18 protein-coding genes, 2 pseudogenes and 1 riboswitch are annotated in these 21,067 nt (G+C 72.9%); of the genes and pseudogenes, 6 read left to right on the top strand and 14 right to left on the bottom strand.

Annotation, left to right across the window (positions count from 1 at the left end):
- Window positions 1–70 precede the first annotated feature (70 nt).
- From BG452_RS46990 to BG452_RS09990, 9 genes are all read right to left on the bottom strand, one after another.
- A complete protein-coding gene (locus tag BG452_RS46990) occupies window positions 71–202 on the bottom strand; it encodes a hypothetical protein (RefSeq protein ID WP_262985994.1) in 132 nt (43 codons plus the stop codon).
- Between the two features lie 10 nt (window positions 203–212).
- A complete protein-coding gene (locus tag BG452_RS10025) occupies window positions 213–1,625 on the bottom strand; it encodes a nitrate/sulfonate/bicarbonate ABC transporter ATP-binding protein (protein ID WP_188303874.1) in 1,413 nt (470 codons plus the stop codon).
- Window positions 1,626–1,636: 11 nt separating this feature from the next.
- Window positions 1,637–3,397, bottom strand: a complete 1,761-nt coding sequence (locus BG452_RS10020) for an ABC transporter permease (RefSeq protein ID WP_188303873.1) — start codon at window positions 3,395–3,397, stop codon at window positions 1,637–1,639.
- Window positions 3,398–3,488: 91 nt separating this feature from the next.
- Window positions 3,489–3,857 carry a VOC family protein gene (locus tag BG452_RS10015; protein WP_188303872.1) on the bottom strand — a complete coding sequence of 123 codons (369 nt, stop codon included), beginning with the start codon at window positions 3,855–3,857 and terminating at the stop codon, window positions 3,489–3,491.
- On the bottom strand, window positions 3,854–4,351 hold the full coding sequence (locus tag BG452_RS10010) for a hypothetical protein (protein ID WP_188303871.1): 498 nt from the start codon (window positions 4,349–4,351) through the stop codon (window positions 3,854–3,856). Before BG452_RS10010 ends, BG452_RS10015 begins: the two co-directional genes overlap by 4 nt.
- Window positions 4,352–4,399: 48 nt before the next feature.
- Entirely contained in the window at window positions 4,400–4,801 is a 402-nt protein-coding gene (locus BG452_RS10005) for a winged helix-turn-helix domain-containing protein (protein WP_188303870.1), read from the bottom strand.
- Window positions 4,802–4,856: 55 nt separating this feature from the next.
- The gene (locus BG452_RS10000) at window positions 4,857–5,105 is read right to left on the bottom strand and encodes a hypothetical protein (RefSeq protein ID WP_188303869.1); all 249 of its coding nucleotides are present in this window, start codon (window positions 5,103–5,105) and stop codon (window positions 4,857–4,859) included.
- Between the two features lie 71 nt (window positions 5,106–5,176).
- Window positions 5,177–5,479 carry a hypothetical protein gene (locus BG452_RS09995; RefSeq protein ID WP_188303868.1) on the bottom strand — a complete coding sequence of 101 codons (303 nt, stop codon included), beginning with the start codon at window positions 5,477–5,479 and terminating at the stop codon, window positions 5,177–5,179.
- A 115-nt stretch (window positions 5,480–5,594) separates the two neighbouring features.
- Entirely contained in the window at window positions 5,595–7,244 is a 1,650-nt protein-coding gene (locus BG452_RS09990; protein ID WP_188303867.1) for an NRAMP family divalent metal transporter, read from the bottom strand.
- 355 nt (window positions 7,245–7,599) lie between these two features.
- Window positions 7,600–7,777: riboswitch (M-box (ykoK) riboswitch) on the bottom strand.
- A 212-nt stretch (window positions 7,778–7,989) separates the two neighbouring features.
- On the opposite strand from BG452_RS09990, the gene BG452_RS09985 reads away from it, so the two are divergent.
- A complete protein-coding gene (locus tag BG452_RS09985) occupies window positions 7,990–9,291 on the top strand; it encodes a YhgE/Pip domain-containing protein (RefSeq protein ID WP_188303866.1) in 1,302 nt (433 codons plus the stop codon).
- Here the strand turns inward: BG452_RS09985 and BG452_RS45460 are convergent.
- The 4 genes and pseudogenes from BG452_RS45460 to BG452_RS09965 all read right to left on the bottom strand — a co-directional run.
- A pseudogene (locus BG452_RS45460) lies at window positions 9,243–9,566 on the bottom strand (hypothetical protein); the annotation flags it as partial. The gene BG452_RS09985 and the pseudogene BG452_RS45460 overlap by 49 nt on opposite strands.
- 230 nt (window positions 9,567–9,796) lie before the next feature.
- A complete protein-coding gene (gene fdhD, locus BG452_RS09975; protein ID WP_188303865.1) occupies window positions 9,797–10,690 on the bottom strand; it encodes a formate dehydrogenase accessory sulfurtransferase FdhD in 894 nt (297 codons plus the stop codon).
- A gap of 100 nt (window positions 10,691–10,790) precedes the next feature.
- Entirely contained in the window at window positions 10,791–11,258 is a 468-nt protein-coding gene (locus tag BG452_RS09970; RefSeq protein ID WP_188303864.1) for a GreA/GreB family elongation factor, read from the bottom strand.
- A gap of 108 nt (window positions 11,259–11,366) precedes the next feature.
- Window positions 11,367–13,520, bottom strand: coding sequence for a UvrD-helicase domain-containing protein (locus tag BG452_RS09965; protein WP_188303863.1), 2,154 nt, complete (start codon window positions 13,518–13,520; stop codon window positions 11,367–11,369).
- Between the two features lie 258 nt (window positions 13,521–13,778).
- Between BG452_RS09965 and BG452_RS09960 the strand changes: the two genes are divergently transcribed.
- Entirely contained in the window at window positions 13,779–15,221 is a 1,443-nt protein-coding gene (locus BG452_RS09960; protein WP_188303862.1) for a glyceraldehyde-3-phosphate dehydrogenase, read from the top strand.
- A 755-nt stretch (window positions 15,222–15,976) separates the two neighbouring features.
- Window positions 15,977–16,504 (top strand): hypothetical protein, encoded by a 528-nt coding sequence (locus BG452_RS09955; RefSeq protein WP_188303861.1) that lies wholly within the window; start codon window positions 15,977–15,979, stop codon window positions 16,502–16,504.
- A gap of 6 nt (window positions 16,505–16,510) precedes the next feature.
- On the opposite strand, the gene BG452_RS09950 is transcribed toward BG452_RS09955, so the two are convergent.
- On the bottom strand, window positions 16,511–16,849 hold the full coding sequence (locus BG452_RS09950; protein ID WP_188303860.1) for a hypothetical protein: 339 nt from the start codon (window positions 16,847–16,849) through the stop codon (window positions 16,511–16,513).
- Window positions 16,850–17,068: 219 nt separating this feature from the next.
- Here BG452_RS09950 and BG452_RS09945 point away from each other — a divergent pair, with 219 nt between their 5' ends.
- From BG452_RS09945 to BG452_RS09935, 3 genes and pseudogenes are all read left to right on the top strand, one after another.
- Window positions 17,069–18,094, top strand: a complete 1,026-nt coding sequence (locus tag BG452_RS09945) for a hypothetical protein (protein WP_223242005.1) — start codon at window positions 17,069–17,071, stop codon at window positions 18,092–18,094.
- 55 nt (window positions 18,095–18,149) lie between these two features.
- Window positions 18,150–20,021 carry an HSP90 family protein gene (locus BG452_RS09940; RefSeq protein WP_188303859.1) on the top strand — a complete coding sequence of 624 codons (1,872 nt, stop codon included), beginning with the start codon at window positions 18,150–18,152 and terminating at the stop codon, window positions 20,019–20,021.
- A pseudogene (locus tag BG452_RS09935) lies at window positions 20,021–21,067 on the top strand (hypothetical protein); the annotation flags it as partial. The gene BG452_RS09940 and the pseudogene BG452_RS09935, both read left to right, overlap by 1 nt.

The following is a 21,067-nucleotide window of genomic DNA, read 5'->3' as shown; positions in this document are numbered from 1 at the left end:
CGGGCCGCCCGCGCCGTCCGGGGGGCGCGCCGCCGCCCGGCGACCGGCCAGGCGGGCTGAGCCGGGGCCCCTACCAGCCGTCCGCGCCACCACCGTCGCGGATCACCCGTGCGCGGCGGAACGATTCGTCCGTCTCGTCGGTCTCGTCCGTCTCGTCGGTGGCGGAGTGCCGGAGTGCCGGAGTGCCGGAGTGTTGCAGCATTGTCCATCCGTCAGGCCTCGTCCGCGCGGTACTCCTGCCGGGCCGCGTCGTAGCCGAACAGGCCGGCGTAGCGGCCCCAGTCCGTCGCGGTCTCCAGCTGCCGGTCGACCTGCTCGCTGGTGTAGTGGTGGGCCAGCAGGTCGCGGAGGAACCCGGCCCGGACGGTGGCGCCGGCCTCGCCACCCAGGCTGTTGACGATCAGCCTGACCAGGGGGGCGTCCAGCGCGGCGCCCGCGAAGAGGGCGCGGGAGTCCTGGACGTCGGCGCGGGCGAAGGCGGTGCCGTCCTCGGTGAGCAGGAGGTCGTCGCCGTGGATCTCGGCGAAGCCGAGCAGGTCGAGGGCGTCGACCTGGGGGAGCAGGTCGTCGATGTCGAGGCCGAGTTGGTCGGCGAGGTCGGCGAGGTCGCAGCGCCCGTCGCGGTGGGCGATCATCTCGGCGAGGCCGGAGAGGCCGTCGACGCTGGTGGTGGGCAGCGGGGTGTTGGCGAGGGTGCGGCGCTCGGCGCGGTCCGGGTCGGCGCGGTCCGGGTCGGCGTGGTCCGGGTCGGCGTGGTCCGGGTCGGTGCGGTCGGCGTCCGGGCGGACGGCGGCACGGGTGTCCTTGGGGCGGCCGGTCATGATCCGGTAGACCCGGTCGACCAGTTCGTCGAACTCGGCGCAGTCGCGGTCGCGCGGGCGTTCCAGGGTGACGTCGACGGTCTCCCGGATGGTGCCGTACGGGCGGGAGCCGAGGACCACCACGCGGTCCGCCATCAGCACCGCCTCCTCGATGTTGTGGGTGACCAGCACGACGGCGCGGGTGGGGAACTGGCCGGAGTCCCACAGTTCCATGAGTTCGCCGCGCAGGTTCTCGGCGGTGAGCACGTCCAGCGCGGAGAACGGTTCGTCCATCATCAGCACGTCCGGTTCGACCACCAACGCCCTTGCGAAGCCGACGCGTTGGCGCATGCCGCCGGAGAGCTCCTTGGGGTAGGCGTTCTCGAAGCCGGCCAGGCCGATCAGGTCGATGGCCTGGTCGGCGGACCGGGCGCGTTCGCGCGGCGGCACCCCGCGGGCCTCCAGGCCGAGTTCGACGTTCTGCCGGACAGTCAGCCAGGGCAGCAGGGCGAAGGTCTGGAAGACCAGCGCGCTGCCGGGGTTGGCGCCGGTGAGCGGGGTACCGCGGTAGCGGACGGTGCCGGAGCTGGGCGGGAGCAGGCCGGCCAGGCAGCGCAGCAGGGTGGACTTGCCGGAGCCGGAGCGGCCGAGCAGGGCGACGATCTCGCCGGCCCGGACGGTGAGGTCGATCCCGGAGAGCACCGGCAGTTCGCCGTCGGCCCCGGCGTAGGACTTGGTGAGGCCGGCGGTCTCCAGCAGGACCTCGCCGTCCGCCGCGGTCGGCGGGGCGACGGCCGGGGCGGGGCGGAAGAACGGGAAGCGCATCGGCGGGAACCTCATTGGAGCGAGTAGCGGCGCTCGGCCAGCCGGTACAGCCGGCGCCAGAGCAGGCGGTTGAGGGCGACGACGTACAGGCTCATCACCGCGACTCCGGCCAGCAGGTGCGGGTAGTCGCCGCGTTCGGTGGCGCGGGCGATGTACGCGCCGAGGCCGGTGGCGGTGAGGGTGGTGCCGCCGAAGGTGACCACCTCGGAGACGATGGAGGCGTTCCAGGCGCCGCCGGAGGCGGTGATGCCGCCGGTGACGTACGCCGGGAAGATCCCCGGAATGATCAGCCGCCGCCAGCGCTGCCAACCGCGCACGCCGAGGTCGTCCATGGCCTCGCGCAGATCGCTGGGGATGGCCATGGCGCCGGCGATGGCGTTGAACAGGAGGTACCACTGGGCGCCGAGGGCCATCAGCAGGACACCGCCGAGGTCGATCGACAGCCCGGTGCGCAGCAGCAGCCAGACCACCAGCGGGAACAGGAAGTTGGCGGGGAAGCTGGCGAGGATCTGGACCAGCGGCTGGGCGGTCCTGGTCAGCCGGGGGGAGAAGCCGATCAGCACCCCGACCGGTACCCAGACGACGGTGGCCACCGCGACCAGCACGACCACCCGGGTGAGGGTGGCGAGGCCGAGCAGCAGCGGTTCGCCGAACACGCCGAGGCCGGTGGCGTCGGCGAGGTAGCGGCCGAGGTCGACCAGGCCCCACAGCACGATGCCGCCGGCGACCGCGGCGAACAGGAGGTCCCCGGCGCGCTGCCGGGCGGGGCTGACGGCGAGCGGCCGGTCGTCGGTGCCGAACAGCCCCCCGGCCCGGTTCAGGGCCCGGCCGAGCGGCCGCAGCGCCCGGCCGAGCAGCGCGGGCAGGTGCGAGCGGCGCAGCAGGTCGAGGACGACGGAGCGCTGTAGCTCGGTGGCCTCGGACTGCTCGTTCTTGAAGCGTTCGGCCCAGGCGGTGAGCGGCCGCCAGAACAGGAAGTTCACCCCGACGACCAGCACGGCCATGGTGGCGATCGCCCAGCCGACCCGGCCGAGGTCCCCGGCGGCGATCGCGGCGCCCGCGTAGGAGCCGACCCCGGGCAGGGCGTAGCGCTGGTTGTCGACGCTGATCGCCTCGGAGGCGACCAGGAAGAACCAGCCGCCGCCGAAGCTGAGCATGCCGTTCCAGACCAGGCCGATCATGCCGGAGGGCAGTTCGACCTTCCAGAAGCGCATCCACCGGCTGAACCGGAAGGAGCGCGACAGCTCGTCGAGTTCGCGCGGCAGCGAGACCAGCGAGTGGTAGAAGCCGAAGGTCATGTTCCAGGCCTGGGACGTGAAGATGGCGAAGACGGCCGCGCACTCCAGGCCGAGCATCGAGCCGGGGAACAGCGCGAGGAATCCGGTCACCGCGACGGTCAGGAAGGCGAGCACCGGCACCGACTGGAGGATGTCCAGCGCGGGGATCAGCACCCGTTCCAGCCGGCGGCTGCGGGCGGCGGCGTAGGCGTAGCCGAAGGTGAAGCCGACCGAGACGACCAGCGCGGCGAACATCCGCAGCAGCGAGCGCGCCGCGTCGTACGGCAGCCGGGCCGGGTCGGTGTCCACGGCGGCGTCACGGGCGGTGGAGAACCGCACGGTGGTGCCCTGCCCGACCCGCAGCGCGAGGTAGAGCAGGACCAGGACGGCGGCCGCCACGACCACGTCCACCCAGGCCGACCGGGCCGGGCGGCTCGCCGTCCGGGACGGCAGCGGGCCCCGGGGCTGGCCCGGGGCGGACTTCGGAAAGGGCATGGACGGGGACCTCCGGCGCAAACCCGGGCAGTCTGCTCCCTGCCGAGGTCCGTACGCAAATGAACCGCTGTTCGGGCTCCCGGGCCCGCTGCTAACCGGCGGCCTCGACGAACTCCAGCAGGTTGCCGACCGGGTCGGTGGTGTAGAAGCGGCGGCGGGGCGGGAGGGTGTCGTCCCAGACGACCTGGGCGCCGAGTTCGGCGAGCCGGTCGGCGAAGTCCTCGATCTCGCAGACCGCCATGCCGGGGTGGGCCTTGGTGCTGGGGCGGAAGCGTTCCTCGATGCCGAGGTAGAGCCGGACCCGGCCGCCGTCGGCGGCGAACCAGCAGCCGCCGCGGCCGGTGAGCGGCCGGGGCTTGGGGATCTCGGCCATCTGCAGGACGTCGCCGTAGAAGGCGCGCAGCAGGGCCTCGCTGCCGGGGGGCGCGGAGAGCTGGACGTGGTCGAGGGCCGTGATCACTGCGGCCTCCTGTCAGCTGGGGTGTCGGTGGGGTGCTGCCGGGCCGCGGTGACCAGCAGCCGGGCGGTCGGGGTGGGCAGGTCCAGGTGGTGGGCGATCCACTGGGGGTCGTGCCCGTGGGTGGCGAACACCCAGGCGGTGTAGAGCCGGTTGAGGCCGGGGGCGCCCGGGGCGAGCAGGAGCGGGCGGACCTGCTCCATCGGGAAGCCCTCCAGCGAGCGGGCGCTGAACCACTGGGCGTCGTCGTCCCCGGCGGCGACCGCGACGGCGGCGGCCCGGTCGGCGGCCGGCCGGCCCGCCCGCTGCCGGCTGCGGGCCAGCAGCAGGGCGAGCAGCAGTCCGACGGCCGAGGCGCCGATGAGCACGCCGGAGAGGAAGAGCCGCAGCGGGGCGGGGGCGACGCCGAGGGCGGCGACCTGGAGGGCCAGGAGGAGCATGACGACGCAGAGCGCCGTACCTCGGCTCGTCCAGGGGAACAGGGCGGTTCTGGTCATGCGGTGTCCTCCTTCGGTGGTGTCGGTCGTGCTGCGGCGGCGCGGGCCTCAGGCCGCCCGGACCAGCCGGGGGTCGTACTTGTAGCCGATCTGCCGGACGGTGGCGATCGCCTCCCGGTGGCCGGGGCCGAGCTTGCGGCGGAGCCGGGCGATGTGGGTGGCGATGGTGCGGGTGTCGCCGGTGTCCGGCCGGCCCCAGACGGACTCCATCAGCTGGCGGCGCGAGTGCACCCGCAGCGGGTTGCCGACCAGGTGCGCGAGCAGCTCGAACTCCAGGTACGGCAGGTCGAGTTGCTGGCCGTCGACGATGACGGTGCGCTGCTCGGAGTCGACCACCAGGCCGGGGTCCGGGCTGGGGGCGGGCGGTGTGGCGGGGACGGGCCGCAGGCCGGGGGCGGCGGCGGTGTGGTCCGAGAAGATGGCGTCGAGCCTGCGGTAGCGCACGGCCATGGCGGAAGCTCCTTCGTCGGGTCGAGGTGGTGGGAGGAGGGGAGAGGTCGGCCGGTCAGTGGCCCGGGTGCCAGGAGGCTTCCAGCCGGGCGGCGCCGTCGGAGCCGGTGACGGAGTGCCAGCTGGCCCGCAGTCGGGTCGGACGGCTGCTCGGCAGGGTCGTGGCCGGGGTGCCGACGGCGCGCAGGACGGTGTTGTCGAGCGGGCTGGTGGCCAGCCGTCGGCCCACCGCGGCGAGGGCGGCGCGCAGTCGGCCGGGGTCGGAGGAGGGAAGGGCGGGCTGGAACGCGGCAACGATGGACATGGCTGGTCACCTCCGTGACAAGGCAATGAATGGGAACAACTGCACCGATCGGTGCGGGAACTGGCAAAAGATCAGGCGGCGGTCGCGGCGGATGCGCCGCTCGCGGCGGCGTCCCGGTGACGGGCGGCGGCGTGGGCGAGCCGGTGCGCGGCGGCCGGCGGGAGGTCCGCGAAGCGGGCGAGCCAGTCCGGGCGGTGGCCCTGGCGGGCCAGCAGGTAGGCCAGGTGGACGCGGGGCTCGTACGCGGAGGCCGGGGTGTTGCGGGTGCCCGAGTGGGGGCAGCTGCCGGGATCGTCGAGGCGGTAGGCGCGCTCGACGCCGTCGTGGAGGGCGAGGCGGACGCTCGGGCAGCGGTGGAACGGGGTGGTGCGCATGGCCGTACTTCCTTCCTTCCCCGGGGTGCGGTGCGGTCGAGGGTTCCGGGGCGGGCCGGGGGCGGCGGGCGGTCGTGCGCGGTGCCGCCCCCGGCGGCCGGTCAGCGGTTCGGCGTCAGTGGTTCAGGGCGGTCTGGACGACCTTGATGATGACCATGACCATCGCGATCAGCAGGTAGGTACGCAGGGCGCCCATGCCGATCTTGCGGGCGGCGGACATGACCGGCTTCTCCAGGGTCTCCAGCGGGGGCATCCGCCAGTTCTCCCGGCCGGTGCGGTCGATCGGGTCCTCCTTGGTGCCCTTGCGGCCGAAGGTGAAGAAGTACCCGGCGACCAGGACGCCGGCCACGCCGCAGCCGGCCATGATCCGGAGCAGTGCGTCCGAGCTGATGTCCGGCCACACCACGGCGGCGGTCAGGATCAGCGACAGCATCACCAGGATGCCGACCACCGCGGAGGTGAAGGCGTTGGTCTTGGGACCGTTGCGCCAGGGGCCGAGCACGGCCTTGTCGTTGCAGAGCAGCAGCAGGAAGACGGTGGCGGAGGGCAGCAGCACCCCGGCCAGCACCTGGACGAACTGGGTCATCAGCCCCTGGGCGTAGTCGGTGGACAGCAGGGTGATGGCGGCGGCCACCACGACCACGCCGGCGTAGATGCCGTAGAAGCCCTTGGCGCCCTTGACCCCGCGGTGCAGCGAGTGCTTGATGCCGAAGACGTCGCCGATGGCGTAGGCGGTGGAGAGGGAGACCGCGAAGGCGCCGATGATCGAGGCGTCCAGCAGCGCGATGGCGAACAGCACGCCGACCACGTGACCGGCCTTGTCCTCCAGGCCCTTGGCGATGGCGCCCGCGTCGGTGAACTGGCCGAAGCCGTCGGTGCCCGTGAACGCGGCGGCGCACAGGCCCATCATGGCGGAGGCGCCGATGATCACGATGGCGATGCCGATCCACAGGTCGGCCTTCTCGTACTTCATGAAACGCGGGGTGATCCGCTTGTCGATGACGTACGACTGCTGGAAGAACAGCTGCCACGGGGCGACGGTGGTGCCGACGATGGAGACGATCAGCAGCATGACGGTGGCGAGCTCACCCGGGGCGCCCGGCATCTGCGGGACCACGAAGTCGTGGGCCATCTGCGAGGTCTTCGGGTGGACCATGAAGTAGATCGGCACCAGCAGCAGCGAGCCGACGCACAGCGTGATGGCGACCCGCTCGAAGCGCTGGAAGGAACCGGTGAAGGCCGAGGCGATGATGACCGCCGCCGCCAGCACCACGGACGCGACCTTCGGCAGGCCGAGGTATCCGGCCGCGAGTGTCACGCCGATGAACTCGGTGACCAGGGTGAGGGCGTTGAGCAGGAACAGGTCGATGACGCTGAAGGCGCCCCAGAACCTGCCGAACCGCTCCAGGATCAGCCGGGCGTGGCCCACGCCGGTGACGGCGCCCAGGCGCAGCACCATCTCCTGGTTGACGTACAGCACCGGGATCAGCAGGGCCAGCGTCCACAGCAGCTGGGTGCCGTAGTTCTGGCCGGCCTGGCCGTAGGTGGAGAAGGCGCCGGCGTCGTTGTCGCCGACCATCACGATCAGGCCGGGGCCGACGATCGCCAGCAGGGTCTTGAGTCTCGCGCTCAGCCCCTGGCGTGGTGCGTTGTCATCGAGCTTGATGGTGCCGAGCGCACCTTTGATGTCGCCCACGTGGGCGTCGTCCAGCACGGCGGAGCGCGGTGCGGGGATCGTGGAGTCGAGAGTCGAGTTGGTGGTCATGGCGTTCCTCCCGGGTACCCCTGGCAAGCGGGGTGGTTGGGACGCGCGGCAGCAATTTCCCCTGCGTGCGGGCACGACGCGTCGGCGCGCGGCGGCGTCGGCCCGGGCGGACGGACCGCGGGCACGGCGGAGCCGCGTGCGTGCTGCTGGTGCTGTGTGCCGATGCGCCGTCAGATATACGCGCAGGGAAGGTTGTTACCGCGTGTCGGAGGTGTACGAGGACAAGCGGGGGTAGGGGCTACTGTGGCCCGGACTACTGCAATCCATGTCTCTCGCCTCCTCCCGGTCGACGCACCCCGTGGTGCGTGTCATCGACGCGGCAAGGAGCAAGCCGGCGCGCGGAAACGCGGCCACCGGTTCACCCCAACTCGTCAGAGCTTTGGCACTCCACGGCGTGTCCAACCCCGTTGGGCCGGAAGCCACTTCGGATCAACCCTTAGGTCGGGAAGATCTGTCCTAACCCTGGGCGTCTCTCGACGTCGTCGGATCAGTGGCCTGTGTCCGTGAAGAAGCCTCACCGAACGAGGTGCCTTCTTCAAACCTCGAGAAGCATAGCCCCGGCGAAGAGCGTTACTTGCGTACTTGGTAGAACCTTTACCTTTCTCTCCGTGTGACGCCCACCCGGGTGACGCGGGTTTGACCGGGATGTGACCACGGAACGACTTCCCGCCGTACCGGCAGCGGCGCGGCGTCCGCCGTCCCAGTAGCGCACGGCGTCCGCCCGTGCCCGAACCCGAGGGGTGGCATGGCGACCGAAGGCTCCCAGGGGGCTCCCCGGCAGGCCAGGGCGTTGACCCTCGTCCGGAACCCCAGGCTCTGGCTCTTCCCGAGCATCCTGTGCGCCCTGGTGGCCGTGCTGCTCTCGCTGCTCTACCTGGGCGGCATCGTCAACCCGATGGGACACCTGCACCGGCTGCCGATCGCCCTGGTCAACGCCGACCAGGCCCCGCCACCGCCCGGCCAGCCGGTCAACCTCGGCACCCAGCTCACCCGCGCGGTGATCGCCGGCACCCCGGGCGACACCGTCCACTGGCGGCAGACCGACGATGCCGGCGCCCGCGACCTGCTCGCCTCCGGCAAGGTCTACGGCGTGCTGCTCGTCCCCGCCGACTTCACCGCGAGCGTCACCCGGCTCACCACCGGCGGGGCCACCGAGCGGCCCACCCTCACCGTCCTCACCAATCCCGGACTGGGCAGCCTCGGCTCCTCGATCGCCGCGCAGATCGCCCAGAACGCCGCCCACCAGGCCTCGGCCGCGGCCGGAAAGCAACTGCTGGCCGCCGTACCGGCCTCGGGCGCCCGGGGCCCGGACACCGGAGCCACCGCCCGGCTGCTGCTCGCCGACCCGTTCGCCGTCACCACCCAGGTCGGCCACCCGATCGGCAGCCACAGCGGACTCGGCCTGAGCGCCTTCTACTTCACCCTGCTCGCCGTGCTGACCGGCTTCATCGGCGGCAACATCATCCACAACGGCGTCGACGGCGCGCTCGGCTACAGCGACAGCGAGATCGGCCCCTGGCACACCCGGCGCCCGACCGTCCCGATCAGCCGCACCCAGACCCTGCTGCTCAAGATGGTGATGACCGCCGGGATGATGCTGGTCACCACCTCCCTGGTGCTGCTCTGCACGGCCGGCGTCCTCGGCATGGACGCCCCGCACCAGGCCCTGCTGTGGGTGTTCGCCTACTGCGCCAGCCTCGCCGTCGGCCTCGGGGTGCAGGCGATCAACGCCGCGTTCGGCGGGATCGGACAGCTGGTGTCCATGTTCGTCTTCATCGCGCTGGCCCTGCCGTCCTCCGGGGCGACCGTCCCGCTGCAGGCGGTGCCCGGCTTCTACCGCTTCCTGGGCGTCTTCGAACCGATGCGACAGCTCAGCGACGGCATCCGGGCGATCCTCTTCTTCGACGCGCGCTCGGACGCCGGACTGGCCCGCGGCTGGACCATGATCGCCGTCGGGGTGGTGCTCGCCCTGGCCTTCGGCTTCGGGATGACCCGCTACTACGACCGCAAGGGCCTGCACCGCTGGACGCCCCAGCCCTCCGACTGACCCTCCGACTGGCCCTTCGTCACGGTCACCTTCAGGTGCTTCATGATCGGCTGGTCGCTCTGGGTGCTGAAGTCCCCGATCGCGCACAGCACGTTCAGTTCCGGCATGTACCCGGCCGCGCAGCCGCGCGGGATGTCGTACGGGACGGCCAGGTAGCCGTGCACCGAGCGGGTGGAGCCGTCCCGGGCGGTGCTGGGCCCTTGGTGTCGTCCGGCCAGGCGCACCCCGGGCAGTCGAAGCCGCCGTTCTCGGTCGTTCATCCGCATGACGGCCCGCGGCCCGTCCAGGTACGCGCCCTCGCGCGCCAGGAAGCGGGTGACGCTCTTCGCGGCGCCCCAGCCGGCGGCGGGGTGGCGGTAGGGCGCGAACCGCGGCGGCCCGGCGGGGGAGGGGCCCGCCTCCGCCGGCTCCAGCGGGGTAGCAGTCGCTTCGTCGTCGGAGGTGGTCACGGCACTGGCCTTCCGTGCGGCGGCTGGTCCCCCGGACTTCGGCGTCCGGGTCGACGCTACGCCGGGCCGTCGGGCCCCGCGCGTCGAGCGGCCGGGGCCTGGGCGCCCGCCTGGGCGTCGGGCCGGGCGGTGTCGATCCGGTCCGTACGGGTGTAGACGTTCATCGAGTCGCCGCGCAGGAAGCCGACCAGGGTCAGCCCGCTCTCCTCGGCCAGGTCCACCGCCAGCGAGGACGGCGCGGAGACCGCGGCCAGCATCGGGATGCCGGCCATCACGGCCTTCTGGACCAGCTCGAAGGAGGCCCGGCCGCTGACCATCAGCACCGTGCCGCGGGCCGGCAGCAGGCCCTCGCGCAGCGCGTGGCCCACCACCTTGTCCACCGCGTTGTGCCGGCCCACGTCCTCGCGCAGGCAGAGCAGCCGCCCGGCGGCGTCGAACAGCCCGGCCGCGTGCAGGCCGCCGGTGCTGTCGAAGACCCTCTGGGCGGCCCGCAGCCGGTCGGGCAACGCGGAGAGCAGCCCGGGGGTGACCCGCAGGCCGTCCCCGGCGACGCTCCACGGCGCGGTGGTGCGCACCGCGTCCAGGCTGGCCTTGCCGCACAGGCCGCAGGAGGAGGTGGTGTAGAAGTTGCGTTCCAGCGAGGCGTCCGGGGTCGGCACCCCGGCGGCGAGCGCCACGTCGACCACGTTGTAGGTGTTGCCGCCGTCGGCGGTGGCCCCGGCGCAGTAGCGGATCCCGGCCAGGTGGTCGGCGGCGTGCAGCACGCCCTCGCTGACCAGGAAGCCGGCCGCGAGGTCGAAGTCGCTGCCCGGGGTGCGCATGGTCACCGTCAGCGCACGGCCGCCGACCCGGATCTCCATCGGCTCCTCGGCGGCCAGGGTGTCGGGTCGGTGCGAGGGCACACCCCCGCGCAGCCGCAGCACCCTGCGCGGTACGGTCACTCGGCCCATGGTCGTCGGCTCCTCGGGGTCGGCCAGGTCGGTACGGATGCATCCTCCCTCCTGGCCCCGCCGCGCGCCCCGGCCGGGTGGTGGCAGGGCTGCCGCCCGGCTACGCCGTGCCGCCGACCGCCAGCACCTCCGCGCTCGTCGCGCCGCCCGGCGTCTCGTAGTTCACCGTCTCCCCGGCGTGCCGGCCCAACAGCGCCTTCCCGAGCGGACTGTCGTACGTCACCAGGGTCAGCTCCCGCTCCTCGGCCACCTCGGAGATCTCGACGACCTCCTCCTCGCCGTCCGCGAACCGCACCGTGACGGTCGAACCCACCCCGATCACGTCCGTGGACGGCGCCCCGGCCCGCTCGGCCTCCCGCAGCCGTTCCTCCAGCTCGGCGATCCGCCGGTCCAGCCGGGCCACCTCCGACGCCCGCTGCAACTCGTCCGCCGCATCCGCCCGGTCACCCACCGGTTCCTCCCCGCTGAGCGTCGCGGCCACCTCCCCCCGCTCCACCCGCAGCTGCGCCAGCTCCTCCCGCACGGCACGCAGCCCCTCGGTACTGATCGGTTCCGGCCCACCGCTCATCGCAAGCTCCCGGGTCTCTGAGGGAACGCCCACACACCGGTCGCCTCTCATTACCCCACCCCGCCGAACCCCCGGCAAATCCTCGGCGGGAATCCTCCGGGGGAATCCTCAGACCCGTCCCGGCAGCGCCGCCGGGACGACGGGTTCGAGGAAGGGACTGGGGGTGCCGTGCCAGGACACGGCGAGGGCCTCCCGGGCCCGGGTGCAGGCCACGAAGAGCAGGTTGAGCTCGCCGCTGAGGTCCTCGCGGTGCTGTTGCGGGTCGGTGGACTCCGGGGTGAGCGCGGCGCGCATGGGCACCAGGCCGTCGCTGACGCCGACCACGGCGACGCAGCGGAACTCCAGGCCCTTCATCCGGTGCATGGTGCCGATCCGCACCCCGGGGGAGGGCACGTCGCCCAGCAGATAGGCCGAAGTCCCGGACCGCTCCAGGGCTTTGGCGATGTCGCGGCCGAACTGGGCGGTGCGGGCGGCGACTCCGATGTCCTCCGGGCCGATCCCGGCGGCGGTCCACTCCGCGACGCGGGCGACGAGGGCCCGGATCTCCGCGTCCCGGTCGGCGTGGCCGCGCGCCTCGGGGTGGGCGCCGTGCAGGGTCGAGTGGTAGCCGACCAGGGAGTCCTCGCCGCCGTCCGGGTCGTCCGGGCGTTCACCGGTGAGCAGCGACGCGGACCAGCTGAGGATCTCCTGGGTGGTCCGGTAGTTGATCCGCAGCCGGGCGGACCGTCCGACCACCTGGATCCCGAGCGAGCGCAGCGAGACCTGGCGCCCGTAGATCCGCTGGTGGGGGTCGCCGGCCAGGAACAGGTCGTCCGGTCCGGGCGCGACCAGCGCGCGCAGGAAGCGCCACTGCGCCGGGTGCAGGTCCTGCGACTCGTCGACGACCACGTGCCGGAACGGGCGGTCGTCCTTCTCGTCGAGGGCCCGCGCGGCCCGCGCGCAGACCTGGAGGAACGTGACCTCCCCGGCCTGCCGCAGGTCCTCCTCGAACGCGGCCACCGCGCGCCAGAGCTGGGCCCGTTGCAGGGGGCCCAGTGCGGTGCCCCGGCCGGACCGCGGGGCCTTCAGGTACTGCTCGGGGCTCTCGATCGCCTGGGCCAGGACGACCTGGCGCCACTCCTGGTCCAGGAAGACATCGGTGAAGTCGACGCCGATCCGGCGTGCGGTCCGGCCCCAACGAGCCAGCACCGCACGCTGGTTGGAGACGACCTTCAGTGGGGCGCCGCGGCGCGCCCGGCGCAGCACCTCGTTCGCCAGCGCGTCCACGGTGACCACCCGGACCTTCGCCCTGATCCGCTGGTCCGTGACGAGGAGGGTCAGGCAGCGTTCCAGCTCCGCGGCGAGGTCCGTGGTGAAGGTGGTGAGCAGCACCGACCCGTCCGGGGCGTCCGGCGGCAGCCGGCGGGCCAGGTGGTAGGCCCGGTGCAGGGCCACCACCGTCTTGCCCGTCCCGGGGCCGCCGGTGACCCGGGCCGGCCCGTTGTACGAGCCCCGGTAGGCGACCCGGTACTGCGCCGGGTGCAGGAAGATCCGCCAGGAGTCGAACGGGCGCTCCAGGATCTCCTGCAGTTCCTCCGGCCCGGACACCAGGGCGACCCGGCCGCGCGCGTGGGCCATCGCCGAGACCAGTTCGTCCCCGGGCCGCGCGGTGCTCACCGGGGCCGCCGCCCGCGCGTACGCCTGGACGATCTCGCGGTCGATCTCGGCCGGCTCCATCCCGCTGGCGAGCCCGATCAGCACGTCGAACTGCTGCTCCGGCAGGACCCGGTGGAGCGCCTCCAGGTGCGCCTCGTCGGGCAGCAGCCGGATGATCGGCAGGATCTCCTCGTCGATGCCCAGGCTGCGCAGGACCTTGTCCGAGCGGTCGGCGAAGAGCCGCTCGGGTTCGTCGGAGCCCAGGGCCCGCAGTGACGCGGAGGCGCGTTCCAGGGCGACGTCGTTGCGGATCTCGACGCCCTGGGTGGCGGCGTTGACCGAGGCCCGGTGCTTGACGGCCCAGTCGTTGGCCTTGTCGTGGGGGAGGACCTTCAGCAGCAGGTAGCCGTCGCCCCGGTCGGCCTTGAGGACGACTCCGCGCCAGAAGTCGGTGATCCGTATGGTCCGGATCCGCGGGTCCCGCTGGTTGGTGAGCTTCTCCAGGTGGGTGCCGGCGTGGGTCGCCCCGGTGAACTTCTCGAAGGTCTCGAAGACCCGCCGCTGCACCGACTTCTCCAGCGCCGCGAACTCCATCAGGAAGTCCCGGTGCATCCCCAGCGTCGCCACGCGGGCCCCCTCACGCCTCGGTCCGGTGGGCTCACTGTACTGGCCCCGATGATCACTCGCGCCGGGTGCGGACGGCTGCCGCTCCGGCCGGGGCGGCGGGGGGCTCGGGGGTGGCGGTGATCACCTTTGGGCTCGGGGCGGTGAGGGAAAACGCAGGTGGGAGGCTCGGGCCGGAGCGGTGGGGGAGGGACCGGCCGCCGGGGCGCGGGCGGGCGAAGCTACCATGTGCGCAACACCCTCAGCTCGAAAGATGGACTTGTGACTGTCAACGACGACGTGTTCACGGACTGGAAGAACCGCGAGGAGATCGCGGAGTCGATGATCCCGATCATCGGGCGGCTGCACCGGGAGAAGGACGTCACCGTCCTGCTCCACAGCCGTTCCCTGGTGAACAAGTCGGTGGTCAGCATCCTCAAGACGCACCGCTTCGCCCGGCAGATAGCCGGCGAGGAGCTCTCGGTCACCGAGACCATGCCGTTCCTGCAGGCGCTGACCACCCTGGACCTCGGCCCCTCGCAGATCGACCTCGCGATGCTCGCCTCGGCCTACCGGGCGGACGACCACGGCCTGTCGGTGGCGGAGTTCACCGCCCAGGCCGTCGCCGGCGCCACCGGTGAGAACAAGCTGGAGCGCCGGTCCGCGCAGGACGTCGTGCTGTACGGGTTCGGCCGCATCGGCCGGCTGGTCGCCCGTCTGCTGATCGAGAAGGCCTCCGGCAACGGCCTGCGGCTGAAGGCCGTCGTCGTGCGCGGTGGTGGCGACGACGACCTGGTCAAGCGCGCCTCGCTGCTGCGCCGGGACTCGATCCACGGCCAGTTCCAGGGCACCATCACCGTCGACGAGGCGAACAGCAAGCTCGTCGTCAACGGCAACGAGATCGCGGTGATCTACTCCGACGACCCGACCAAGGTCGACTACACGGAGTACGGGATCAAGGACGCGATCCTGATCGACAACACCGGCAAGTGGCGCGACCGCGAGGGCCTGTCCAAGCACCTGCGCCCCGGCATCGCCAAGGTCGTGCTGACCGCCCCGGGCAAGGGCGACGTGCCGAACATCGTGCACGGCGTCAACCACGACATGATCAAGCCGGACGAGCAGATCATCTCCTGCGCCTCCTGCACCACCAACGCGATCGTCCCGCCGCTGAAGGCGATGGAGGACGAGTACGGCGTGGTGCGCGGTCACGTGGAGACCGTCCACTCGTTCACCAACGACCAGAACCTGCTGGACAACTACCACAAGGCCGACCGTCGCGGCCGCTCGGCGCCGCTGAACATGGTGATCACCGAGACCGGTGCCGCCTCGGCCGTCGCCAAGGCCCTGCCGGACCTCAAGGCGAAGATCACCGGCAGCTCGATCCGGGTGCCGGTGCCGGACGTCTCCATCGCGATCCTCAACCTGCAGCTGAAGCGCGAGACCAACCGCGAGGAGGTCCTCGACTACCTGCGGAACATCTCGCTGACCTCGCCGCTGAAGCGCCAGATCGACTTCACGGACTCGCCGGACGCGGTGTCGAGTGACTTCATCGGGTCGCGGCACGCGTCGATCGTGGACGCCGGTGCGACCAAGGTCGACGGTGACAACGCGATCCTCTACCTGTGGTACGACAACGAGTTCGGCTACTCGTGCCAGGTGGTGCGGGTCGTGCAGTACATCTCGGGCGTCGAGTACCCGACGTTTCCGGTGCCGGCGGTCTGATCCTTCGGTTGGGCTGTTCCCGGTGGGGCTGTTCCCGGTGGGGCGGTGACCTTTTTGGTCGCCGCCCCACCGGCGTTTTCCGCTGCGCGGGGGTGTGTTCGTGGGGGTGGGCTTTCGGGAGGGTGGGTGCCGGGGGCGGTTCCGGGGGTGGGCGCTCCGGGGGCTGGGTGATTTTCCGACTGCCGACTCTGTGGGTGGGGGGCTGGGCGCCGTTGGCAGTCTGAAAATCACCCGTCACGCCCCTCTCCGCACCCACCCCCTCCACCGCCCCCTCTCGCAGCGCGTCCCTCTCGCCTGGTGAGGAGGGGGTGGGTGGGTGGGGGAGGTGGGGAGGTGGGTGGGGTTGCTGGGTGTGGGGGTGAGGGGTGTTGTGGGCGCGCGGGTTTTTGCCCTGCGCGCCTGTGGGTGTGGGGGGGGGGGGGGTGGGGCGGTTCGTATGCGGGGTGCTCGCTATCTTGAGGGGTCACGGACAGGCGTAAGGGAGTGGGCGCATGGGGATGGGTGGTCGGCGGTTCACCGTCGTGGTGGCGGTCGGGGTGCTGGCGGGTGTGCTGGCGGGGTGTTCGTCGGGTGGGTCGGAGGATGCCAAGGGGGGTGTGGGGGCGTCGAGTTCGGCGGTGACGGGGGGTGCGACGGCGGGTGGTACGGCGGCTGCGTCGGCCGCCGGGGCCGCTTCCCCGGCGGGGTCGGCTGCGGCGTCCGTGCCCGCGGGGGGTGCGGGTGTCACGGGCAGTGCGGCGCCGCCGGTGGCCGCGGTGCCCAGTGCGGATCTGGAGACGGCGTTGCTGGACGACAAGGTGGTCGGGCAGGTGTTGCCGGACGCCAGGGCGATGGCCGGGTGGCAGGAGGAGAAGCGGAAGGTCGACACGGCCGACCACAGCGTCACCTGTACGGCGGCGGCTCCTTGTGCCGGCAAGCCGCTCAGTGGGTCGGTGCGGTTCTCCTCGGGTGACCTGGTCACCCGGTTCCTGGTGGAGACGCTGCCCAGCCGGGACGCCGCGAAGAGCCGGGCGAAGGAGACGTACGCGTCCTATCCGGTCGGGCCGTTCAAGAAGGTCGAGGCTCCGGCGCTGGGCAGCGAGAGCCAGGCGTTCGTGGGGCCGCTGGCCGATGGCGACGGGGTGAGCATCGTGGTGCGCTCGGGCACCGTGGTGGCGAGTGTGACCACCGAGGGCGGGCCGGTGGATCCGGCGGCGGCCCGGCGGTTCGCCGTGATGCTGGTGAACCGGATCGAGCAGGCGCAGGCCGGCAAGGTGCCGGACGCCGGGCTCGGCGCGGCCTGACGGGGCTTACGGGAAGGCCGGCAGCTCGTGCAGCCCCAGGGCCAGCAGGGTGTCCAGCGCGCAGTGCGGCACCCGCCAGCCGGGCAGCAGGCCGGCCTGGTCGGTGAGGGCGGCGCAGGCGGCGGTGAGGGCGGCCTCGGCGGCGAGCAGGCCGTCGGCGAGGACGAAGGCCACGCCGTCCACCGCGGCCGGCCCGACCAGGATCCGGGCGTGCTCGATCCGTGCCGGGGCGGGCAGCCCGCGCGCCAGCCCGTCCCGGACGGCCTCCGGGGAGGGTGGGTGCGGGGCCGTCGGGGGGCCGGCGGGGTGCTCCGGGGCGCGGAGGTGGAAGCGAATGGCGTGCACGGGAGACAGCCTGACCGATCGTCGGCCCGGGCGGCCACCTGCGCGGTGTCAGAAAACTGTCAGGCAGCAAGATGTCACCCGTCCCGGGTGGCGGACCCACCGGCCCGGGACGGCGCTGGGCTGGGGAAACGGTTGTCGGCCGGGCGTGATATGTACTCCTCTGGGGTGGCCACTGTGCGGCCATGCGATTGATGCCGATGACGTTCGAGGGGGCCACACATGCCGCTGTTCCGACGCCGGACGGGCGGGGAGGGCGCGCAGGACCGGGCCGGCCGGTTCGGGTTCGGCAGACGGGCCGCCGAGGCGCCCGCCGCCCAGGGTGCCGCGCCGAGGCTCGATCCGGCCTTCGGCGACGAGTCCCTCCGGCTGGTGCTGGCCCAGGCCGCCGCGGGGGACTGGACGGCGTTGCGCCCGGCGCTGGCCGCCGCGGACGGCGGTGAGCTGGCCTTCCTCGCCACGGCCGTCGCCGACGTCGCCGGGGCCGAGGAGTGGACGGCCCGCGCGGTCGCGGACGCCCCGGACGACGCGCTGCCGCTGCTGCTGTCCGGCGCCCGGCACGTCACCTGGGCCTGGGAGGCACGCAGCGGCGCCCGGGCCCAGCACGTCACCGAGGAGCAGTGGAAGCTGTTCCACCAGCGGCTGGACGTCGCCGAGGAGCAGTTGCTGGAGGTCGCCGAGCGGGAGCCGTCCTGGCTCGCCCCCTGGTACTTCCTGCAGATCAGCGCGCGCGGCGCCTCGCTCGGCCCGGACGTCGCCACCGCCCGCTTCGAGGCCGCGGTGCGCCGTGTCCCCGGGCACGTCGGCTCGCACCGCCAGCGGTTGCAGCAGCTGTGCGCCAAGTGGGGCGGCTCGCACGAGGCCATGCACGAGTTCGCCCGCTCCTCGATGCTGGCCGCCCCCGAGGGCAGCCCGCTCGGCGAGCTGGTGGCGCTCGCCCACCTGGAGCGCTGGCTGGACCTTCCGGACGGCGAGGACCACGCCTACCTGACCAGCCCCGCGGTGGTGGCCGAGCTGCAGGAGGCGGCGTTCCGCTCCGTCCTGCACCCGGACTTCGTACCGGTCCGCGGCTGGCAGGGGAGCTTCAACAGCTTCGCGATGGCCTTCTCGCTGGCCGATCAGCCGAAGACCGCCCGGCTGCTGTTCGACGCGCTGGACGGCCTGGTCAGCGAGTCGCCGTGGCACTACCTGTCCGGCGATCCGGTCAAGGCCTTCCGCGCCCACCGCGACCGCTGCGCCGGGTACTGACGCCGCCCCGGCCCCAGAACCCCGACACCCACTTCCGCGACCGAAAGAGCCTCCGGTGTCCCCAACCGACAACCCGACGAGTGCGCACACCTTCCAGGTGGACCTGCGCGGCCTGGTGGACCTGCTCTCCCACCACCTCTACTCCAGCCCGCGGGTCTACCTGCGCGAGCTGCTGCAGAACGCGGTGGACGCGATCTCCGCCCGCCGCGCCCTCGACCCCGAGGCGCCGGCCGCCATCACCGTCCGGGCCGACGACGAGCTGTCCGTCACCGACACCGGCATCGGCCTGACCGAGCAGGACGTCCACACCTTCCTCGCCACCATCGGCCGCAGCTCCAAGCGCGACGCCGACGGCCGCCTGGACGGGGACGGCCTGGCCAAGGCCCGCGGCGACTTCATCGGCCAGTTCGGCATCGGCCTGCTCGCCTGCTTCGTGGTCGCCGACGAGATCACCGTGGTCACCCGGCACGCGGGCAGTGCGGACGCGCCGGTGATCGAGTGGCGCGGCCTGTCGGACGGCAGCTACACCATCCGCACCCTGCCGGCCTCGGCCAAGCCCGAGCCCGGCACCACCGTCACCCTCGCCCCGCGCGCCGACGCCGCCGAGTGGACCCGCTCCGCCCGGGTGCTCTCGCTCGCCCGGGACTTCGGCAGCCTGCTGCGCCACGACGTCACCGTGGTCGACGCCAACGGCACCGCGCACCAGGTCAACCGCACCGCGCCGTGGGCCGAGCGGCACGGTTCCCCGCTCGCCCGGCGCGACGCGCTCGCCGAGTACTGCCGCGCCACCTTCGACTTCGTCCCGCTCGACACCATCGAGCTGGACCTCCCGCTGGTCGGCCTGCGCGGCGTCGCCTACGTCCTGCCCGACGCCGCGCCGCCCTCGCGCCGGCACGGCCACCGGGTGCACCTCAAGGGGATGCTGCTCTCCGACCAGGCCGACGAACTGCTGCCGGACTGGGCGTTCTTCGTCCGCTGCGTGGTGGACACCGACGGGCTGCGCCCCACCGCCTCGCGCGAGGGCCTGTACGCCGACGAGACGCTGGCCGCCGTCCGCGACGCGCTCGGCGCCCGGATCCGCGACTGGCTCACCGGCCTGTCCGCGAGCGACCCGGCGCTGCTGCACCGCTTCCTCTCCGTGCACCACCTGGCCGTCAAGGAACTCGCCCGCTACGACGACGAGTTGCTGCGGATGATGCTGCCCTGGCTGCCCTTCGAGACCACCGACGGCAATGTCACCCTGGACGAGTTCGCCCGCAGCCACCCGGTGGTGCTGGTGACCCGTACGGTCGAGGAGTTCCGGCAGGTCGCCCCGATCGCCGGCGCGGCCGGGCTCGGCGTCGTCAACGGTGGCTACACCTACGACCGGGACCTGGTGCACCGGCTGCCCGAGATCCGCCCCGGCGTCTCGGTCGCCGACCTCGACCCGGGCACCGTCACCGCGCACCTGGACACCGTCGACCCGGCGGCCGAGCTGGCGGCCGGCGCCTTCCTGGCGATCGCCCGCGAGGTGGTCGGCCGGTTCGACTGCGACGTCGCCCTGCGCAGCTTCCACCCGACCAACGCGCCCGCCCTGCTGCTCGACAACCGGGAGGCCCGGCACGAGCGCACCCGGGCCCAACTCGCCGACGAGGCCGACGGGTTGTGGGCGGACATCCTGGGCTCGCTGCGCGCCGAGGTGCCCCGCGCCCAGCTGGTGCTGAACCACCTCAACCCGCTGGTGCGCCGCGCCGCCACCGTCACCGACCGGGACCTGACCGTCACCGCAGTCGAGGCGCTGTACGGGCAGGCCGTGCTGATGACCCGCCGCCCGCTCAAGGCCAGCGAATCCGCGCTGCTGAACCGTTCGTTCATCAGCCTGCTCGACCACGCCATGCTCGGCCACGAGGCGGCCGGCCCGGATCACCACGGCCCGAAGGAGGCGTGATGCTGGACACCCCCGACGCGGTGATGGCCGCGCTGCGCGAGAACGACGCCCGCCCCTACGGCCGTACCCGCACCGTCACGGCCGAGGAACTCGTCGACGCCGCCGAGCAGTTCGAGGACACCGGGGTCCGCGCGATGGCCCTGCTCGAACTCATGGAGGCCTACGAGTACGACGGCGAGCGCAGCAAGAGCCCGGTGGTCTTCGCCCGGGTGCTCAAGCTCTGGGACCAGGACCGGGACGGCTTCGGCGACTGGGCCCGGAACCAGGTGTTCTGGCGCTTCAAGTGGGTGGCCACCGCACTCCTGGACACCCCCGACGTCCCGCTGGCCGCCATCCGGCGCTGGCACACCGAACTGCGCGACCGCTACCGCGCGGCCGGCTACGACCTCCAGCCGTACTACGCCCAGCGCTACCACCTGGCCGCGCAGACCGGCGTCGACGTCCAGGACGCCTACGAGCTGTGGGCGGCCCGCCCGCGCACCGAACTCAGCGACTGCCACGCCTGCGAGACCCGCGCCCGGGCCCAGCACTTCGTCGCCGCCGGGGACGACGCCCGCGCCCTGGAGATCCTCGCCCCGGTGCTGGACGGCCGCTCCGGCTGCGAGCAGGAGCCCTACCTCAGCCAGGCCACCGCCCTGCTGCCGCTGCTGCGCCGGGGCCGCACCGACGAGGCCCGCTCCGCACACCTGACCGGCTACCGCTACGCCCGCGGCAAGGCCGCGATGCTGGCGGCGATCGGCCGGCACATCGAGTTCTGCGCGCTGTCCGGCAACGAGCCGCGCGGCCTGGAACTGCTCGCCGAGAACCGCGAGTTGTTCACGGTGACCGGCGAGCCCGCGGCCCGGCTGGAGTTCCTGACCGGCGTCGAGGTGCTGGTCGCCGCCCTGGCCGCGGCCGGCCACGGCGGACTCGCGGTCAGCGGCCCGGCCGGCACCGCCTGGACGGTCGACACCCTGCTCGCCCACCTGCGCGGCGAGGCCGACGCGCTGGCCGCCCGCTTCGACGCCCGCAACGGCACCGACGCGGTCGGCGCCGCCCGCGTCGGT

Source organism: Streptomyces sp. CBMA123 (assembly GCF_014596465.1).
GTDB lineage: Bacteria > Actinomycetota > Actinomycetes > Streptomycetales > Streptomycetaceae > Kitasatospora.
Note: the sequence above shows the minus strand (reverse complement) of the source record. Positions and strands in the feature narration are given on the sequence as shown.

Excerpts from the sequence above, each read along its gene's own strand:
- BG452_RS09995 (WP_188303868.1), bottom strand. The coding sequence starts at position 5,479 with ATGCGCACCACCCCGTTCCACCGCTGCCCGAGCGTCCGCCTCGCCCTC.
- BG452_RS09990 (WP_188303867.1), bottom strand. The coding sequence starts at position 7,244 with ATGACCACCAACTCGACTCTCGACTCCACGATCCCCGCACCGCGCTCC.
- BG452_RS09970 (WP_188303864.1), bottom strand. The coding sequence starts at position 11,258 with ATGAGCGGTGGGCCGGAACCGATCAGTACCGAGGGGCTGCGTGCCGTG.
- BG452_RS10000 (WP_188303869.1), bottom strand. The coding sequence starts at position 5,105 with ATGTCCATCGTTGCCGCGTTCCAGCCCGCCCTTCCCTCCTCCGACCCC.
- BG452_RS10010 (WP_188303871.1), bottom strand. The coding sequence starts at position 4,351 with ATGACCAGAACCGCCCTGTTCCCCTGGACGAGCCGAGGTACGGCGCTC.
- BG452_RS10020 (WP_188303873.1), bottom strand. The coding sequence starts at position 3,397 with ATGCCCTTTCCGAAGTCCGCCCCGGGCCAGCCCCGGGGCCCGCTGCCG.
- BG452_RS46990 (WP_262985994.1), bottom strand. The coding sequence starts at position 202 with ATGCTGCAACACTCCGGCACTCCGGCACTCCGGCACTCCGCCACCGAC.
- BG452_RS09945 (WP_223242005.1), top strand. The coding sequence starts at position 17,069 with ATGCCGCTGTTCCGACGCCGGACGGGCGGGGAGGGCGCGCAGGACCGG.
- BG452_RS09985 (WP_188303866.1), top strand. The coding sequence starts at position 7,990 with ATGGCGACCGAAGGCTCCCAGGGGGCTCCCCGGCAGGCCAGGGCGTTG.
- BG452_RS10025 (WP_188303874.1), bottom strand. The coding sequence starts at position 1,625 with ATGCGCTTCCCGTTCTTCCGCCCCGCCCCGGCCGTCGCCCCGCCGACC.
- fdhD (WP_188303865.1), bottom strand. The coding sequence starts at position 10,690 with ATGGGCCGAGTGACCGTACCGCGCAGGGTGCTGCGGCTGCGCGGGGGT.
- BG452_RS10005 (WP_188303870.1), bottom strand. The coding sequence starts at position 4,801 with ATGGCCGTGCGCTACCGCAGGCTCGACGCCATCTTCTCGGACCACACC.